This window comes from Leucobacter manosquensis (assembly GCF_018304845.1).
Taxonomy (GTDB): Bacteria; Actinomycetota; Actinomycetes; order Actinomycetales; family Microbacteriaceae; genus Leucobacter; species Leucobacter alluvii.
Map to the genome: position 1 here is coordinate 2,895,885 of NZ_JAFEVO010000001.1, position 18,018 is coordinate 2,913,902.

The following is an 18,018-nucleotide window of genomic DNA, read 5'->3' on the forward strand; positions in this document are numbered from 1 at the left end:
GCGGCTGCGTTCCGGTCAGTCGGCGGTGGTGCGTCTGCTTCGCGATCTCCACGACCATCGCACTACGTTGGCGAATGCCTCGAGCACGATGCCGAGCGACATCTTGGAACGGCCATCGACGCGTTCCACGAAGGTGATGGGTATCTCCGTGACGGGGCAGCCCATCCGCTCGAGCGTCCACGCGGTCTCGACCTGGAATCCGTACCCCTGCGAGTCGAGTGCCTCGAGATCGATCCGGCGGAGCCATTCGAGCTGGATGACTCGGAATCCGCTGGTGAGATCGCGCAGTCGAGAACCGAGCAGAGCGCGCGCGAACCACGTGCCGCCGCGGGAGATCCACCTGCGGTAGGCCGGCCAGTTGACGATCCGTCCGCCCTCCATCCAGCGCGTGCCGATCACGAGCCCGGCCCCGGCGCGTGAGGCCGCGACGAGCGCGGGCAGATCCTCCGCCCGATGCGATCCGTCGGCGTCCATCGCGATGACAGCGCGATACCCGTCGGAGAGCGCTGCAGCGAATCCGAGCACGTACGCGGTTCCCAGGCCGGATTTTCGAGCGCGGTGCCGAACGGAGATATGGGAATCGTCAGCAGCGAGCGCGTCGGCGATGGCGCCGGTCCCGTCCGGGCTCCCGTCGTCGACGATGAGGATGTCGGCCTCCGGAAGCGACCGCCGCACGCCGGCGACCACTGCGGCCAGCGAGTCCCGCTCGTTGTATGTGGGGAGCACGACGAGCAGCTCAACCGCTGCAGGCGCCATGGCGTCCTTTCTCTGATGATGAGCGACGCGAGCACCCGCATGCGGGGAAGCCGAGACGTATGGTTCCTCCATATTGGCATCTCCTCAGCCGGGAGTGAGCATGCAATTGCTAAGCTGAGGAGTTGTCACAATGTGGCAACGGCGGTGATCCCGAATCATGGGAAACCACACCGCGCCGAACGTACAGGAGAGACAACGTGGCGACAGTTCTCGAGAAGCTTCTTCGCGTCGGCGAAGGGCGCATCCTGAAGAAGCTCGAGCGGCAGGCGAAGCTCGTGGCGAATCTGGAAGGCACCTTCGCGGAGTTGAGCGATGAGGAGCTGCGCGAGGAGACCACGGAGTTCCGCGAGCGGCTCGAAAAGGGCGAGACGCTCGACGACCTGCTCCCCGAAGCATTCGCGGCGGTGCGCGAGGCTGCGAAGCGCACCATCGGTCTGAATCCATTCCCGGTGCAGATCATGGGTGGAGCGAATCTCCACCACGGCAACATCTCCGAGATGAAGACCGGCGAGGGCAAGACCCTGGTGGCGACGATGCCCGCCTACCTCAACGCCATCGCGGGCAAGGGCGTGCACATCGTCACCGTGAACGACTACCTCGCGACGTACCAGAGCGAACTCATGGGCCGCGTGTTCCGCGCGCTCGGGCTCACGACCGGGTGCATCGTCTCGGGCCAGGACCCGGCGACGCGCCGCGAGCAGTACAACGCCGACGTGACGTACGGCACGAACAACGAATTCGGGTTCGACTACCTGCGCGACAACATGGCATCGGCCTCCTCGGAGCGCGTGCAGCGCGGGCACTTCTTCGCCATCATCGACGAGGTCGACTCGATCCTCATCGACGAGGCGCGCACGCCGCTCATCATCTCCGGTCCCGCCTCGGGCGAGGCCAACCGCTGGTTCGCCGAGTTCGCCCGGATCGCTCGGAAGCTCGAGCCGGGCGTCGACTTCGAGGTCGACGAGAAGAAGCGCACGGTCGGTGTACTCGAACCCGGTATCGAGAAGGTCGAGGATCACCTCGGCATCACGAACCTCTACGAGTCGGTGAACACACCGCTGATCTCGTTCCTGAACAATGCGATCAAGGCGAGTGCGCTGTTCACCCGCGACAAGGATTACGTCGTGCTGAACGGCGAGGTGCTCATCGTCGACGAGCACACCGGGCGCATCCTGGCGGGGCGCCGGTACAACGAGGGCATGCACCAGGCCATCGAGGCCAAAGAAGGCGTTCAGGTCAAGGCCGAGAACCAGATGCTCGCCACGGTGACGCTGCAGAACTACTTCCGTCTGTACGAGAAGCTCTCCGGCATGACCGGTACCGCCGAAACCGAGGCGAGCGAGTTCATGTCGACTTACGGCCTCGGCGTCGTGCCGATCCCGACCAACCGCTCGATGCAGCGCAAGGATCAACCGGATCTCGTCTACAAGAACGAGGAATCGAAGTTCGCGCAGGTCGTCGTCGATATCGCCGAGCGGTACGAGAAGGGCCAGCCGGTGCTCGTCGGCACGACGAGCGTCGAGAAGAGCGAGTACCTGTCGCGCCTCCTCGCGAAGGCCGGCGTGCGCCACGAGGTGCTGAACGCGAAGAACCACGCTCGCGAGGCCGCGATCATCGCCCAGGCGGGTCGCCTCGGGTCGGTGACCGTCGCCACGAACATGGCCGGTCGCGGTACCGACATCATGCTCGGCGGAAACGCCGAGTTCCTCGCAGTCCAGGAGATGGCGGCTCGCGGACTCTCCACCGAAGACGATCCCGATGCCTACGAGGCTGCGTGGGACGACGTGTTCGCAGCGGTCAAGGAGACCGTCAACGGCGAAGCCCAGAAGGTCATCGAGGTGGGAGGCCTGTACGTGCTCGGCACCGAGCGCCACGAGTCGCGCCGTATCGACAACCAGCTGCGCGGCCGCTCCGGCCGTCAGGGCGACCCGGGCGAGAGCCGCTTCTACCTCTCACTGGGCGACGATCTGATGCGGCTGTTCAACTCGGGCGCAGCTGCCGCGCTGATGAACCGCGACAGCTTCCCCGACGACCTCGCGATCGAGTCGAAGGTCGTCTCGCGCGCCATTCAGAGCGCTCAGAGCCAGGTCGAGCAGCGCAATGCGGAGATCCGCAAGAACGTGCTGAAATACGATGACGTGCTCGACCGCCAGCGCAAGGCGATCTACAGCGATCGTCAGCAGATCCTCGACGGCGAAGAGATCGAGCCGCGCATCGACACCTTCCGCCAGCAGACGATCGACGCGATCCTCGACTCGCACGGCCACGACGGCGACTGGGACTTCGACGCGCTCTTCAACGATCTGCGCCAGGTGTATCCGGTAGGCCTCACGGTCGATGAGCTCGTCGCCGAGGCCGGAGGCGCCCGCCGCGTCGATCGCGCGTTCCTGCGCCGGGAGATTCTCTCCGACGCCGAGGTCGCGTACGCCAAGCGTGAAGAGACGCTCGGTGCGGAGGCCATGCGCGAGCTCGAACGCCGCGTCGTGCTCGCCACGATCGATCGCCGCTGGCGCGATCATCTCTACGAGATGGAATACCTCAAGGAGGGCATCGGACTGCGCGCGATGGCGCAGCGCGACCCGCTCGTGGAGTACCAGCGTGAAGGCTTCACCCTCTTCGAGGGCATGATGGGGCAGATCAAGGAGGAGTCCATGGGGCTGCTCTACAACCTCGAGGTCAAGGTTCGTCCGGCAGAGGGCCCGCAAGATCACGTCCATCTCGAAGGCGGTGGGCTCGAGGCCGAGCAGGCGACGGATCAGTCGAAGCTCAGCTACAGCGCACCCGACGAAGACGGGGCTCCCGCGGTCAGCGGAGCCGAGCCGCCGAAGAGCGCAGCAGGCAAGCCCGCCCAGCAGGGTCAGGCACGCGGCGCGTTCGGGCAGCAGTCCGGCAACGGGGCGACCAATCGCGCCGACCGCCGTTCCTCGAAGAACAAGTAAGGCGACCGTGCCTACCGATTTGACCCGTGATCCGCTCCGGCGGACCGACTGAGAGAACTTCCATGGCAAACGAGACGAATCCACGTCCCACGAAGAATGAGCGGCGCGCCCAGGCGCGCGTCGAGGCCGCCGCTGCGCGCGAGCAGGAGAAGAAGCGCGAGAAGCGGAACCGCCTCTTCCTGCAGGGCGGCATCGCCGTCGGCGTGATCGCCGTGCTCGCGATCATCGCGCTCGTGCTGACGCAGTCGATCAAACCGGCAGGCCCCGGCCCCGAGAACATGGCGTCGGGCGGCGCCGTCTTCGGCAAGGATCTGAAGGTCGTCACCGGCCCCGCTCTGCAGCCCGGTGACGAACGCGTCGCTCCCGAGGCGAACTTCGATGAGCTCCCGGTCGAGGTCACGGTCTACTCCGACTACATGTGCCCCTTCTGCGGTCAGTTCGAGCAGCAGTACGGCACGATGCTCGAGAACTACGTCGGTGCGGGTGATGTCGAGCTCACGGTGTACCCGCTCAACTTCCTCGACAACGCATCGCTCGGCTCGAAGTACTCCACCCGAGCGGCGAACCTGTTCGCCTGCGTTGTCGACCAGCAGCCCGACCACGCCTTCAAGCTGAACAACGCGCTGCTCAGCGCCGAGGTCCAGCCTGCTGAGAGCACCACCGGCCTGACGGACGCCCAGCTCATCGAGCAGGCGGAAGCCGCCGGTGCCGAGGCGACGACGGAGCTGCGCCAGTGCGTGAAGGATCGCACCTTCGCGAGCTTCATCTCCGCGAACTACAAGCAGGTCAGCGAAGTGGGCATGCAGGGCCTCGCAAAGGGAGCCCAGCTGCTCGGCGCCGACGGCGTCACGCCCCAGAACGCTGACGAGCCGCAACGACTGGTCAGCACGCCGACCGTGATCGTCAACGGTCAGCAGTGGAGTCAGAGTCGCGACGGCGATCTCGAGTCGTACCTGCTGAAGGTGAAGGGCGAGCTCGAGCAGAACGGTTCGTCGGACGACGCATCGGCTGACGACGAGTCGGCCGACTCCGAGTAAGATAGTCGGGGCGGTCGAGCAATCGTCCGCCCCTATGCCGCCTTAGCTCATCTGGTAGAGCAGCGCCCTTGTAAAGCGCAGGTGGTCGGTTCGAGTCCGACAGGCGGCTCCATTCGCTTCGCTCACTGCGCCGCGAGTCGGTTTGCGAACCGACTCCGATGTCGCAGGCTCCATCGGCTCGCCGCACGCAACGCCGACGCGTTGCCGTGGTGTGCGGCGAGCGAGTCCGACTGGCGGCTCCATTCGCTTCGCTCACTGCGCCGCGAGTCGGCTTGCGAACCGACTCCGATGTCGCAGGCTCCATCGGCTCGCCGCACGCAACGCCGACGCGTTGCCGTGGTGTGCTGCGAGCGAGCCGGTCAGCCGGAGTAAGGTTGGGGGAGTGCCGCATTCCAAGTTCCCCATCTGGGCCGCCCTCCTCGGGTCGGGGCTCGCGGGCGTCCTCGTCGCCGTGCAATCGCGCATCAACGGCGGGTTGAGCCAAGAACTCGGCAACGGATACGTCACGGCTGCAGCGTCGTTCGGCTCCGGGCTCATCGTCATGTGCTTCGCGGTGCTCGCAACGCGTCGCGGCCGAACCGGCCTCGCCCGGCTGCGCGGCGAGGTGCGCTCGGGCTCGCTCCCCGTGTGGACCCTCTTCGGCGGGGCCGGAGGCGCCTTCTTCGTGCTGGCGCAGGGGCTGATCGCCCCGACGATGGGACTCGCGCTGTTCACCGTTGGCATCGTCGCCGGCCAAGTGCTCGGCGGCCTGGTGCTGGATCGCGCCGGCTTGGGGCCGGGAGGCCGCATCGATCCGACGCCCATGCGGGTCACCGGCACCGTGCTGGCGATCGTCGCGGTCGCTCTGTCCGTCGGGTTCAGCGGGGTGCACGGCGCATGGCTGATCGTGTTCCCGGTGATCATCGGGGTGTGCGTCTCAGCGCAATCCATGGTGAACGGGCTCGTGCGGGCGGCCGCTCAGAGCGCGGTCGCCTCGACATTCGTGAACTTCGTCGTGGGCACGGCGATCCTCGCGATCATCGCGGCGGTGTCGGTGGCCATGAACGGATGGCCGACGAACTGGCCTTCAGCTCCCTACTTCTACCTGGGCGGCATCATCGGAACGCTGTTCATCGCCGTGGCCGCAATGCTCGTGCGCACTGCCGGGGTGCTGCTGCTCAGCATGTCGAACGTCGCGGGGCAACTGCTGGCCTCCGTCGCTTTCGAGGCGGGGGCGCCGCTCGCCGGAGGCCTGACGCAGGGCATGATCGCCGGGTCGGCTGTGGCGCTGCTCGCGGTCGTCGTCGCGGCGCTCCCCTCCCGGAGACGCGGGCTGCCGGACTAGCCCGGGCCGGAGAGGTGCCGCGATAGATCCAGAGGCTTGCGGGGCTTCTCACCGCGGTCGCGCTCGGGGATGCCGCCGACGAGGAGCCAGCCGAGCAGATACTCCGGCTTCTGCACGCCGAGTGCCTTGCGCACGGCCTTGCTGCGGGTGTGCGTGCCGCTCTTCCAGATGGATCCCCACCCGGACTCATGCAGGAGAAGTCCCAGGAAGTGCGTCACGCCGCTCGCCACAGCCTCCTGCTCCCACAACGGCACCTTGCTCGTGTTGCCGGGGCTGACCACGATGACGAGGACGAGCGGTGCTCGCGTCATCTTGGCGATGTGCTTGCCGCGATCCTCACCCGAAGCCTTCGCCAGACCTTTCGCGAGCTTCTTGCGGTCCTTGCCGCGCAGCTCGATGATGCGCCACGGCCGCATGCGGGAATGATCCGAGACGCTCGCCATGACGGCCACGTACTCCTCGAGCTCCTCACGGCTGGGCGCCTCGTCGGTCACCTTCGAATGGGACCGACGACGTCTGAGCGCGCGGTACGCCGGGCCGCCGTGCGCGGTCATGCGTCAGAGGGGCGTGCGCCGGGTTCGAAGCTCAACGAGAGCGAGTTCATGCAGTAGCGGTCGCCGGTCGGAGTGCCGAAGCCGTCGGGGAACACGTGCCCGAGGTGCGACCCGCACTGGGCGCAACGCACTTCGGTGCGCACCATGCCGAGACTCGTGTCGCCGAGGAGTTCGACGGCACCGGGCCGCACGCTCTCGTAGAAGCTCGGCCAGCCGCAGCCCGAGTCGAACTTCGTGCCAGCGATGAACAGCTCGTTGCCGCAGGCACGGCACCGGTACAGGCCGTCTCGCTCTTCGTCGAGCAGCTCCCCGGTACCCGCGCGCTCCGTTCCCTGGTTGCGCAGCACGGCGTACTCCTCTGGTGCGAGTCGTTCGCGCCATTCGCTCTCGCTGAGCTGGAACGGGTAGTCGGCCGAATCGATGGGCTTGCTCATGGCGACCTCCGGTGTCGTGGATTGGCTCGCCCAGTGTACGCCGGTGGCGTGAGCAGCCGCAGCGTGCGGCGTTCGCCGGGCGCGAAGCCTCAAGAGCGGCCGTGTACGCCCTGTGCAGCACCCGACCTTAGGGTATGAGTTGCAAGGTCTGATGAAAATCGTCAGACTATACGGTGGTACTGCAGGTTAGGGGAGCCTCAGTTCAATCCGATGAGCGGGTTGCTGTTTGCGCGGTGGCCGAGAACCGAAGAGAAAAGGAGTGCAATCGTAATGACTGCACAGAAGAACTGGCGGCGCATGGTCGCCACTGCGACAACGGGGCTGCTCGTCGCCAGCGGTCTGGCGATTGCGCCTGCCGTGGCCAACGCGGCTCCAGGCGACGGCGAGGTTGCGAACGCAACGCTCGACTGGGGCGTGAAGACCTCCTTCCGCAACTACATCACCAGCCCGATCGCCAAGGGAAGCGTCACGAACCTGGGAGCCACCACCGGCTCGGGTCCGTACTCGTGGACCGGGGGAACGGGAACGGCGAATCTCGACGGCACCGGCGTCGACGTCGCCTTCGGCGAGAACGATGGCGTGCACTTCCAGGGGCACGCCGAGGGCGAAGAGTCCATTCTCGATCTCACCTTCACGCAGCCGCAGCTCAAGGTCACCTCGCCGACGACTGCGGAGCTGTACCTCGACGTCGATGGGCGCGAGTTCGTCGACACGACGACGCTCGGCGAGTTCTACTCGCTCGACGACGTCCATTTCGCCGATGTGACGCTCCCGGCTCCGACGGTCTCCGGATCCACCTACACGTGGACCAATGCCGCCGCCACGATGACCGCTGATGGCCTGGACGCCTTCGGCGGCTTCTACAACGCTTCGACGGCGGGCCTCGATCCGATCACGTTCTCGGCTCCGATCGCATCGGTTCCCGCCGTGGAGACCACGACGTCGATCGCCGCGAGCGCGGTCACCGCGACCGAAGGCGACAGCGTCGAGTTCACCGCAACGGTCGCTCCTGCAGAGGCCGCGGGTGCCGTGGTCTTCAGCAACCGCACCGCGAACGGAGCCGGCGAGATCTCGCCCGCGATTCCGGTTGAGAGCGGCGTGGCGAAGTTCACCACCGATGCCCTTCCGGCCGGCGCGAACCAGGTCGAGGCCATGTTCACTCCGACGGATGCATCCGCATTCGCCGGTTCCACTTCGACGAGCACCACGGTCACCGTCGAGGAGCAGAAGGTGTGGACGCCGAAGATCGAGGTCTTCCTCGAAGACGGCGTGACTCCGGTGGGCGACACCCGAGTGTCTGCAGGCGATGAGATCGTGGTCAAGGGAGAGGGCTACGATCCGGAGGCGAACATCGGTGGCCGCGGCGTGCCGATCCCGAACACCCTGCCGCAGGGCACCTACGTCGTCTTCGGCGAGTTCGGTGAGAACTGGAAGCCCTCAGAGAATGCCGCCTCGGCTCAGCGCCTGATCGCGACTCAGGGTTGGGCTCTGTCTGAAGCAACGCTCGACCAGGTTCCCGCGATGTACCAGGGCACGATCCGCGCGCAGTGGGTGCCGATCAACGCCGACGGTTCGTTCGAGTGGACGACGACGCTGCAGGATCGCGATGCGTCCAAGCCCGCACCCGAGAACGGCAGCTACGGTGTCTTCACCTACGCCGCAGGCGGCGTGAAGAACGCAGCGCAGGAGCAGGAAGCGCGCGTGAACTACGGCGTACCGGTCGTGGAGACTTCGACCGAGCTGACGTCCGACGTCGCCAGCGTACGAGCCGGCGATGAGGTCACTCTCACCGCGAACGTGACCCCCGCGGACCAGGCAGGGTCCGTGCGGTTCTCGAACGGCTCGACCGCTCTGGGCGAGGCCGTTGAGGTCGCGAACGGCGTCGCGACGCTGCAGACCTCCGAGCTGCCGGTCGGGGCCAACGAGATCACCGCCGAGTTCGTTCCCGCGAACACGAGTGACGTCGTCGGCTCGAAGTCGGCAGCCGTCACGGTTACCGTCGCAGCGGTGCCCGCGATCTCGATCGACGGCGAGAAGCCGTCAGCTGCCCAGGTCCGCCAGGGCGAACCCATCGAGTTCGCAGCTGGCCCGTTCGACGAGGGCAGCGAATTTGCGGTCTGGATCAACCCCGCCGGGCAGATGCAGTCCCTTGCAGCAGGTGACGCCGCCCCGGCAGCTGCAGAACCGCTGAAGGTCGGCGACGTGACCGTCGACGATTCTGGCTCGGCCGAAATCACGTGGGATGTTCCCGCGGACTTCGCAGCGGGAGACTACGTCGTTTCGTTCGCGGGCACCAATGTCGAGGAGTACCTCGAGGCGGACTTCACCGTCTCGGAGTACACGATCTCGACGACCACGCTGACCTCGTCGGCCGGTGTCGGTGGGAGCCCGAACGGCGTGGAATTCGTTGCGACCATCGCACCTGAGACTGCGACCGGTGAAGTCACCTTCACCAACAACGGCGTCCCGTTCGCCACCGTTGCCGTGGCCAACGGCACCGCGACTGCCACGGCTGACCTCGCCGCTGGCGCGAACGAGATCGTGGCGACGTTCGTATCGAGCGATGACACCGTTTCCGACTCGGTCTCGGACGCCCTCACGATCACCGTCACCGGTGGCGGAGCCGGAGCCGGTGGTGGCGCTGCAGACGGCGGTGCCGATGGCACCGGAGCCGGCGGGAGCGGCGCGAACGGCAACGGCACTGGCGGCGGGACGGGCACGATCGGTTCCATCGCTTCGGCTCCCGCAGCCGGTGCACAGGGCCTCGCTTCAACTGGCGCCGCCGACTTCACCGGCCTTCTCGCCGGCGGCGCGCTGGCGCTGCTGCTCGGAGCCGCCCTGATGGTCGCTCGCCGGCGGCTGGCCTCAAACTAGCCCGTTATTCGCATGGACAGCCTCTTCTCGCTTGATCGCGGAAGAGGCTGTTCGTACGGGTGGCTCTGATCGAACCAGTGACGGCGACTCCCGTGTGTGGTGAATTTTGCCCGTCACTCGTTTTACGTTGTTCAGATTGATGTCGACTCGCAAAGGAATATCTGTGTCTGCTCGCACGCGTATCGCTCGCACCAGCGCTCTCGGCCTGATCGGGATGCTCGTTGCAGGAGCTATCTTCGGCGGTGCCTCTGTAGCCCGCGCGGATGACGGCGCGACCATCGGCTCGATCGGTGGGGTTGAGTCGGGGCAGCATATTCCCGGTGAGAGCACTGCTCCCGGGGTCTTCGAAGGGGAAGTCGAACCCGTCGTTTCGCCTGAGGCTCCGGCGGAGGCACCCGCGCCCGAGGTGTCGGAGGATCCGGAAGTGCTGGTCCAGAGCGACCCGCAGGTGAGCGAAGCCGCGGCTGCCGCGCCGCAGCTTGGGGAGCAGGCCGTGGAAGCTGCGTCTGACGCCGTCGAGACCGGCGCGGGGAATGCGACGCTGTCCTGGGGGGTACGCGCATCCTTCCGGAACTACATCACGGGGCCGATCGCGAACGGCACGATCACAAATCTTGGTGCCGTAACAGGTGCGGGTCCCTTCGTCTGGCCGAATGGATCGGGATCGGGCATCGCCCAGACCGACGGCACCGACCTCGAAGTGACCTTCGGCGAGAACGAAGGGGTGCACTTCCAAGGCCATGAGAGCGGCGAGGTGCACATTCTCGACCTGAAGATCACCGAGCCGAGACTCACCGTCACGTCGTCCAAGACGGCCGAACTGTACGTCGACGTCGCCAGCCGAAAGTACGTAGACACGGTCACCGTCGGCGAGATGCAGGAATTCGACGACGTGCACTTCGCCGATATCCAGTTGTCGAAGCCCGCGATCGAAGGCACGAGGTACACCTGGAAGAACGCGACCGCGGAGATGACGGCTGCCGGTCTCGAAGCGTTCGGCGGCTTCTACAGCGCGAACGACGCCGGTCTCGATCCCATCACGTTCTCCGCCGACATGACGGAGCAGCCGGAGCAACCGAGCCCGACCGCCACGACCACCTCCCTGACGGCCAAGTCGAGTTCACCCTATGTCGGGGCGAATGTCGCGCTCACCGCAGCAGTCGGCCCCACCGATGCCTCCGGGGCCGTACAGTTCACGCAGAACGGCGAGAACCTCGGAGACGCGAAGCCTGTGAAGAATGGCGTCGCCGAGACGTCTGCCAAGCCGTCGAAGCCCGGGTCTTACTCGTATGGCGCGGTCTTCACGCCGAGTGACCCCGAAGCGTTCCGGGCGTCGAAGTCGGCGCCCAAGACGGTGAAGCTCGAGCGCGAGTTGACGGGCACCGCCGGCACGCTGCAGTGGGGAGTGAAGGAGTCGTTCCGCGACTACGTCGTAGGCCCCATCGCCGGCGGCAAGATCAAGGCATCCGCTGGAGCGAGACAGGCCGAGAACAACGGCGTCTTCACCTTCCCGCAGTCGTCCACCCAGAACTGGAACGGAGCGTCTGGCTCGGTGCAGTACGCCGGAAAGGTGAATTTCTTCGGGCATCACGGGCAGATGAACGTCGATCTCCTCAACCCCACCATCGTGGTGAAGAACGCGAGGAGCGCAGAAGTGCGCATCCCGTTCGACGGCACGACGCTCACGCTCGCGCACATCGATCTGACACAGATCAAGCCGCAGAAGCTCGAGGGGAACGCCGTCAAGTTCACGAAGGCTCCGACCACTCTCTCGAAGGCGGGCGCGGAGCGCTTCTTCGTGAACGGCACTGGTGCGGGGCCGACCGGCACCTTCTACGACGCTGGAACCAAGCTCGACGACATCACCTTCATCATCGGAGCGGATAGCGGCACGAAGCCCGCGGAGCCCACCGATCCCGCGAGCAAGCCGAAGCCCGCTGGCACGCCCGAGACTCCGGCTGCCCCGGCGTCGACCGACGGCGCCGCGGCCGGATCCCTCTCGTGGAGCGTGTCGAACGCCTTCGCCGCGTACACGACGTGCACCAACAAGGAGGCGTACGGATACGCGCACTGCGCGAAGGGGAGCATCGAGACGAACGGCGTCGGCGCCGGCTACCTCTTCCCGCAGGCGGCGAGCTCGAGCTGGGATCGAGCGAGCCAGACCGGCACGGTGAGCTACAGCGGTTCGGTCGCCTTCACGGGCTACGGCATGACCATGTACAACGTCTCCAACCCCTCGATCACCGTCTCGGGCCCTGCGAGCGCGACGCTCAGCACCGGCAACTCGACGTCGTTCGGCTCCGGCACCTACCAGCTCGATCTCGCGAGCGGCAGCAAGTCGGTCGGTGCAGGCGGAGAGGTCACCTGGAGCAATGTGCCGGTTCTGGGCACGCTGAGCAGCGGAGGCGCCGGGGGCAGCGGCAGCCAGTCGATCGGGCTCGATCCCCTCACCTTCACCGTGGGCGCAGAGTCCCAGGTCAGCTTCGGCGCGACCGCGGCCGGCAGCGAGAAGAAGCAGTACACCGCAGCCGATACGCCCCCGGCGACGACCGGTGTGACCGTGCTCACCGACGCCGAGAAACTCACACCGGGCGGGCGCATCGAGATCGAGGCGTCGGGCTTCGACCCCGACGACGAGGGTGTGCTGGTCGTGCTCTACTCCGATCCGATCGTGCTCGACGATGCCGCGACCGCTGACAAGAACGGCGTCGTGCGCTGGTCGGGCACGCTCCCGAAGGACGTGCGCGGCACGCACACCATCACCATCCAGGGCAGCACGAATGCCGGCGCCGTCATCGACATCGTCGAGCCGAAGAAGAAGAAGTCGGCGCGTTCGGCTGACGTCGAAACCGAGGCGCTCTCCGGCGCAGTCGCCGAGGATCGCGTCACCTCAGCGGCCATCATTCCTGCCGGCGGCATGGCACCCTGGGAGTGGTGGGCGAGTGCGGCCGGGCTCGCAGCGATCGCTGCCTGCATGACGCTCCTCACGATTCGCCAGCGCCGCAACTCGGCCTAGCGATCCTCCCTTTCCCGTCCCACCCCACGATCTCCAGGAGGTTCATCAGTGAACGCCCGAATCCGCCGCTCCGGCGCACTGCTCGCAGGCGCTGCGATCATCGGCGGGCTGCTGCTCGCTCCCACTGCGGCGCAGGCGCAGCAACCGGTTCGCGCCGCAGGCGAAGCAGGCGTGTGCGAGATCACGGGCGGCGAGCTGTCGTGGGGCGTCAAAGAGAGCTTCCGCGCGTACATCAGCGGCAGCATTGCGAACGGATCGTGGGAGGCGAGCGACGGTGCGACGTACGAGACGCCCCAGTTCACGTGGGGCGGTGCGACCGGCAGCATCGATACGGAGACGGGCGAGGGAAGCGTCTCATTCACGGGAACCGTGCATTTCACCGGCCATGACGGGGTGCTCGACCTGACCATCGCGAACCCGACCCTCGAGTTCGAGGGCGACGGCAAAGCGGCTCTGCTGCTCGACGCGCGGAGCACCGACATGGAGGGCGAGGTCGCGATCGACACCCAGCAGGAGTGGGTCGGCGACGTGATCGTGCCGGATCAGCTGCCCATCTCCGACGATGCGCTCGTCGCTGACGCGCTCTCGACGACCCTCACGAACACGGGTGCCAAAGCGTTCGCGGGCTTCTACGAAGCGGGCGCAGAGCTCGATCCGGTCGATCTCGACCTGCAGTTCGCCAGCTGCGCAGATGCCGGTGCGGCCGGCGCCGGCGCGGCTCCCTCCGATTCGGATGGGGCCTCCGAGGAGATCCTCCCCGCCCCCGACGCCGCCGAGACTGCCGCGCCCGCGGCGTCGCTCGCTGCGATCCCGTGGCTCCCGATCATCATCGGAGGCATCGCGATCCTGGTGATCGGAGTGACCGGAGGCATGCTGCTCGCAGGGCGCAAGGGCAAGGCGGCGGCGCCGACCCCGGATCCCGCGCAGCCGTCCGAGCCGGCATCCGACACGGGAGCTGACCGTCGTCCTTCCGGGGAGACTCGGTGATGCGCCACCGCGTCGCCGCCGGCTTCGCGGCCCTCCTCGCAGGGTCTCTGCTGCTCGCCGGCTGTGCTGCTCCGTCGGATTCGACCGGCACTGATGCGCCCGCCGCGGTGTCGACGACACCGCTCGCCGAGCTCGCGACCCTCGAAGATCCCAAGGCCTACGTCGGACCGTCGACGGCGGTGCTGCAGCACTCCACCATCGAGCCCGTGGCTGAGAATCCGGTGCAGTCGCTGCCGGCGACCGTACCCTCGTTCGCGACCGACGGCTCCAGCACGGATGTCACGGTCGAGCGGGCCGACAAGGTGGTGGCGGCCGATCTCGGCGGCAACATCTCCGTGACGATCGCAGGGCTCGGATTCGCCGACAGCCTCGTCGGCGTCGACCAGTCGACCACGCTCGAGAGCCTGGCCGACCTCCCTCGCGTCACGAGCGGGGGACACACGGTGAACGCCGAGGCGATCATCGACCTGCATCCGGACGTCGTGGTGACCGACGGGTCTGTGGGTCCGCGAGACGTCATCGAGCAATTGCAGGACGTCGGCATCCAGGTCGTCTTCGTCGAGAACGACCCGTCGTTCGAGGGAGCCGAGGAGCTCGCCCGTCAAGTCGCCGCGATCTACGGCAGCCCCGAAGCGGGCGAGCAGCTGGCCGAGCGCATCGCGAGCGAAGTCGAGGCGAAGATCGCGGAGATCGCGGAGATCGCACCCGGCACCCCCGCCGACAAGCTGCGCATCGCATTCGTGTACCTTCGCGGATCGGCGGGCGTCTACTACCTCTTCGGCAAGGAATCAGGGGCCGATCAGCTCATCGAGGCGGTCGGCGGGGTCGACGTGGCCACCGACATGGGCTGGGATGGCATGAAACCGATGACCGACGAGGCGCTCGTAAAAGCGAACCCAGACCTCATTCTTGTCATGTCGCACGGCATCGAGTCGGTCGGCGGCGTCGACGGGCTGCTCGAGGAGAAGCCCGCGATCGCCGTGACCACCGCCGGCGAGCACCGCCGCTTCGTCGACATGGAGGACGGCACGGTGCTCTCGTTCGGCCCGCGATCCGCCGAGATTCTCGACGCGCTCGCGCGCGCCATCTACGCGCCGGAAGGTCAGTAGCTGCCGCGCTCCGGCGCGGCGAACGCCGATACAATAGGTGATCGTGCCGGCCCCGGGGCCCCGGGTCGCAGCGGTACTCACCAGCGCAGAGAAAGCATCACGTGACGAACGCCACACCGAGTACCCTCGGCCGCCGCAGTGCAGGCCGCGGTGCCATCGTCATCACCGCCGCCGTCATCCTGGTGATCGTCGGCATCATCCTCTCGGCAGGGCTCGGTCAGCTCTCGATCGGGCCGACAGAGGTCGTCGGGTCCGTGCTGCGCCGGATCGGCATCGCCAACTCCTGGGCTCCCACCGACGAGCTGCTGGACCGCACGCTGTGGCAGATCCGCTTCCCGCGCGTCATGATGTCCTTGCTCGTCGGCGCCGCACTGGCGGTCGCCGGCGCCGTCATGCAGGCGATCTTCGGCAACCCGCTCGCCGAGCCCGGTGTGGTCGGCGTCTCGTCAGGTGCGGCGCTCGGCGCATCGGCGTCGATCACGCTCGGCATCACCGCGTTCGGCGGGTGGACGATCGCGATCTTCGCCTTCCTCGGCGGCCTCGCAGCGACGTTCATCGTGTACCTGACGGCACGCGCGCAGGGTCGCACCGAGATCGTCACGCTGCTGCTCACCGGCGTTGCCATCAACGCGTTCGCCGGTGCAGGCCTCGCGCTGTTCACCTTCATCGGAGACACCGCCAGTCGCGAGCAGATCGTCTTCTGGCAGCTCGGCTCGCTCAACGGATCCCGGTGGAACGAAGTCGGTATCGTGGCGGTCGTCGCCGCGGTCGCCGCCTGCATCGCGATCCTGTTCGCCCAGCAATACGATCTCCTCTCGCTCGGGGACCGCACTGCAGCGCACCTCGGGGTGCGCGTCGAGCGACTGCGCATCGTGTCGATCGTGCTCGTCGCGCTGCTGACCGGCGTCGGCGTGGCCTTCGTCGGCGTCATCTCGTTCGTCGGCCTCGTCGTGCCCCACCTCATGCGCATGATCCTCGGCCCCGCGCACCGCCTGCTGCTCATCTGCTCACTGCTCGGCGGAGCCGTGCTGCTGATCTACGCCGATCTCCTGGCACGCACACTGGTCGACGGCGCGGATCTGCCCATCGGCATGCTGACATCGCTCGTCGGCGGGCCGTTCTTCTTCTGGCTCATCCGTCGCAACCGTCGTCGCTCGGGAGGCTGGGCATGAATGTCGAGGAGCCCGCCGTCTCGCAGCAAGCCGGCGCAGTCGCCCAGCAGGTGGACGGCGTGAGCTATCACGTCGGTTCCGTCCCGATCTTGACCGACGTCACGATGGCGGTGCGATACGGCGAAGTGCTCGCCCTCGTCGGCCCGAACGGTGCCGGGAAGTCGACCCTGCTCAGCGTGCTCTCTGGCGACATCGTTCCGTCGAGCGGTTCGGTCGCTCTCGACGGGCGGGGTCTCGGAAGCTGGCCGGCCCGCGACCTCGCACGTGCCCGCGCGGTACTGCTGCAGGCCAATCAGGTCGCGTTCTCGTTCACCGCTCAGCAGGTGATCGACATGGGGCGCGCACCCTGGATCGGAACACCGGATGCAGACGATGACGAACGAGCCATTCGCGATGCGACGACCGCGGCCGACGTCGGGCATCTGACTCAGCGCGGCTTTCCGCATCTCTCCGGCGGTGAGAAAGCGCGCGTCTCTCTGGCGCGCGTGCTCGCCCAGGAAACACGGATCGTGCTCCTGGACGAGCCGACCGCAGCCCTCGACCTGAAGCACCAGGAGGCGGTGCTGCAGATCGCGCGGGGGCTCGCCGAACGCGGCAGGGCCGTTATCGTCGTGCTGCACGATCTGTCGCTCGCCGGGGCGTACGCCGACGAGGTCGCCATCCTCGCGAATGGCGCGCTCGTCGCCCGCGGCGCCCCGGGGGAGGTGCTCACCGAAGCCCGCATCGCCGAGGTGTACGGGGCCCCCGTGCGCGTACTGCAGGATCCCGACACCGGGCGACCGATCGTCATTCCGCGACGAGAACGCTGATCCTGTCACCGTTCTGGCAGGTCTGCCACGGTAGTGTGGCAGAATCTCGCAGTGCGCAAGTTCTGCTGCATATCGGCGACATCTGAAGGGGTACCGCGTGGCGCGACCGACCGAAGCAGGGACGAAGAGTCCCTCGGCCCGTCAGTCATACCCCGAGGATCGATTCGACCGCGTGCAACACACGGGTCGGGTCGGAGCGCACCGCGTCACCGCGCGCCCACGATACATCTGGCAGTACCTGATCGCCGGTCTGCTCGGGTTCGCTCTGCTCACGACCGTCGGCATCCTCGCCGTGCAGAGCATCGGCGCCACGGGCAAGCTGCCGCTCGCCACCTCCGGGAACTCCTCCGGTTCAGCGGCGCCGACCGTCAAGGCAGAGCTCGATCCTGAGGCGACGATCGCGATCCTCAATGGAACCCCGACGGAGAACCTCGCCGCGGCGCTCGACGCGATCGTCACGACCGAGCAGTGGGGCAAGATCCAGTTCTCGGGGAGCGCGGCGACGACCGATGTTGCGATCTCCGCCGTGTTCTACTCGAACCCCGACGATGCCGCCGCCGCCGCCGGCCTCGCCGAGAAGCTGGGCGGGGTCTCGACGTACACGTCGACCGATTACGAATCGTACGGAGTGCGACTGGTCGTGCTTCTGGGCGCGGACTACAAGGGACCGGGCCTCGAAGAGGCCGCTGCGATCACCGACGGCTCCGCCGACAATGCGACCGATGCCGATGCCGATGCCGACGGTGCAGCGGAACCCGAGACGAATCCCGAGACGGGTCTGCAGATCAACCCGACGACGGGTCTCGACATCGACCCGGCGACCGGATGGGACATCGACCCGACGACGGGCTTCCCGATCGATCCGGCGACCGGTCTGCCCACCGACCCGGCGACGATCCCGCCGAGCGACCCCGCAGTGGGCGGCTCGATCTCGGGCTGACCTGCGGGGCGGGGGCCATTCCCCCGTTGTTCGCTGCGCGCGAGCAGACACGCTTGCACTCGCCCGG

The 18,018-nt window shown here is 67.1% G+C and carries 13 protein-coding genes and 1 tRNA gene; 11 read left to right on the forward strand and 3 right to left on the reverse strand.

The genetic code is table 11. The features are described 5' to 3' along the window. Positions 1-15 precede the first annotated feature (15 nt). The gene (locus JSQ98_RS13470; RefSeq protein ID WP_211650134.1) at positions 16-756 is read right to left on the reverse strand and encodes a polyprenol monophosphomannose synthase; all 741 of its coding nucleotides are present in this window, start codon (positions 754-756) and stop codon (positions 16-18) included. A gap of 197 nt (positions 757-953) precedes the next feature. Between JSQ98_RS13470 and secA the strand changes: the two genes are divergently transcribed. From secA to JSQ98_RS13490, 4 genes are all read left to right on the forward strand, one after another. Further along, positions 954-3,695 (forward strand): preprotein translocase subunit SecA, encoded by a 2,742-nt coding sequence (secA, locus tag JSQ98_RS13475; protein WP_200330029.1) that lies wholly within the window; start codon positions 954-956, stop codon positions 3,693-3,695. A gap of 62 nt (positions 3,696-3,757) precedes the next feature. Beyond that, positions 3,758-4,732 (forward strand): DsbA family protein, encoded by a 975-nt coding sequence (locus JSQ98_RS13480; RefSeq protein ID WP_090146784.1) that lies wholly within the window; start codon positions 3,758-3,760, stop codon positions 4,730-4,732. A 36-nt stretch (positions 4,733-4,768) separates the two neighbouring features. Then, positions 4,769-4,844: transfer RNA gene (locus tag JSQ98_RS13485), tRNA-Thr, on the forward strand. Between the two features lie 270 nt (positions 4,845-5,114). After that, positions 5,115-6,056, forward strand: a complete 942-nt coding sequence (locus tag JSQ98_RS13490) for a DMT family transporter (RefSeq protein WP_211650135.1) — start codon at positions 5,115-5,117, stop codon at positions 6,054-6,056. Here the strand turns inward: JSQ98_RS13490 and JSQ98_RS13495 are convergent. Next, a complete protein-coding gene (locus JSQ98_RS13495; RefSeq protein ID WP_211650136.1) occupies positions 6,053-6,610 on the reverse strand; it encodes a nitroreductase family protein in 558 nt (185 codons plus the stop codon). The genes JSQ98_RS13490 and JSQ98_RS13495 overlap by 4 nt on opposite strands. Beyond that, positions 6,607-7,044 (reverse strand): peptide-methionine (R)-S-oxide reductase MsrB, encoded by a 438-nt coding sequence (gene msrB, locus JSQ98_RS13500; protein WP_211650137.1) that lies wholly within the window; start codon positions 7,042-7,044, stop codon positions 6,607-6,609. Before msrB ends, JSQ98_RS13495 begins: the two co-directional genes overlap by 4 nt. 270 nt (positions 7,045-7,314) lie before the next feature. Here msrB and JSQ98_RS13505 point away from each other — a divergent pair, with 270 nt between their 5' ends. The 7 genes from JSQ98_RS13505 (at position 7,315) to JSQ98_RS13535 (ending at position 17,951) form a co-directional block, all read left to right on the forward strand. Beyond that, a complete protein-coding gene (locus JSQ98_RS13505) occupies positions 7,315-9,918 on the forward strand; it encodes an HtaA domain-containing protein (RefSeq protein ID WP_211650138.1) in 2,604 nt (867 codons plus the stop codon). Between the two features lie 163 nt (positions 9,919-10,081). Then, complete coding sequence (locus JSQ98_RS13510; protein WP_211650140.1) at positions 10,082-12,934, forward strand: HtaA domain-containing protein; 2,853 nt, start codon at positions 10,082-10,084, stop codon at positions 12,932-12,934. Positions 12,935-12,982: 48 nt separating this feature from the next. After that, a complete protein-coding gene (locus tag JSQ98_RS13515) occupies positions 12,983-13,921 on the forward strand; it encodes an HtaA domain-containing protein (protein WP_211650141.1) in 939 nt (312 codons plus the stop codon). After that, positions 13,921-15,030 carry a heme/hemin ABC transporter substrate-binding protein gene (locus JSQ98_RS13520; protein WP_211650551.1) on the forward strand — a complete coding sequence of 370 codons (1,110 nt, stop codon included), beginning with the start codon at positions 13,921-13,923 and terminating at the stop codon, positions 15,028-15,030. Before JSQ98_RS13515 ends, JSQ98_RS13520 begins: the two co-directional genes overlap by 1 nt. A gap of 101 nt (positions 15,031-15,131) precedes the next feature. After that, entirely contained in the window at positions 15,132-16,202 is a 1,071-nt protein-coding gene (locus JSQ98_RS13525) for a FecCD family ABC transporter permease (RefSeq protein WP_200330015.1), read from the forward strand. Continuing rightward, positions 16,199-17,011, forward strand: a complete 813-nt coding sequence (locus JSQ98_RS13530; RefSeq protein WP_200330013.1) for a heme ABC transporter ATP-binding protein — start codon at positions 16,199-16,201, stop codon at positions 17,009-17,011. Before JSQ98_RS13525 ends, JSQ98_RS13530 begins: the two co-directional genes overlap by 4 nt. A gap of 97 nt (positions 17,012-17,108) precedes the next feature. After that, positions 17,109-17,951 carry a LytR C-terminal domain-containing protein gene (locus JSQ98_RS13535; RefSeq protein ID WP_211650142.1) on the forward strand — a complete coding sequence of 281 codons (843 nt, stop codon included), beginning with the start codon at positions 17,109-17,111 and terminating at the stop codon, positions 17,949-17,951. Positions 17,952-18,018 lie beyond the last annotated feature (67 nt).

Coding starts and splice junctions, on each gene's coding strand:
- JSQ98_RS13470 (WP_211650134.1), bottom strand. CDS start 756: ATGGCGCCTGCAGCGGTTGAGCTGCTCGTCGTGCTCCCCACATACAAC.
- JSQ98_RS13480 (WP_090146784.1), top strand. CDS start 3,758: ATGGCAAACGAGACGAATCCACGTCCCACGAAGAATGAGCGGCGCGCC.
- JSQ98_RS13495 (WP_211650136.1), bottom strand. CDS start 6,610: ATGACCGCGCACGGCGGCCCGGCGTACCGCGCGCTCAGACGTCGTCGG.
- msrB (WP_211650137.1), bottom strand. CDS start 7,044: ATGAGCAAGCCCATCGATTCGGCCGACTACCCGTTCCAGCTCAGCGAG.
- JSQ98_RS13505 (WP_211650138.1), top strand. CDS start 7,315: ATGACTGCACAGAAGAACTGGCGGCGCATGGTCGCCACTGCGACAACG.
- JSQ98_RS13520 (WP_211650551.1), top strand. CDS start 13,921: ATGCGCCACCGCGTCGCCGCCGGCTTCGCGGCCCTCCTCGCAGGGTCT.
- JSQ98_RS13530 (WP_200330013.1), top strand. CDS start 16,199: ATGAATGTCGAGGAGCCCGCCGTCTCGCAGCAAGCCGGCGCAGTCGCC.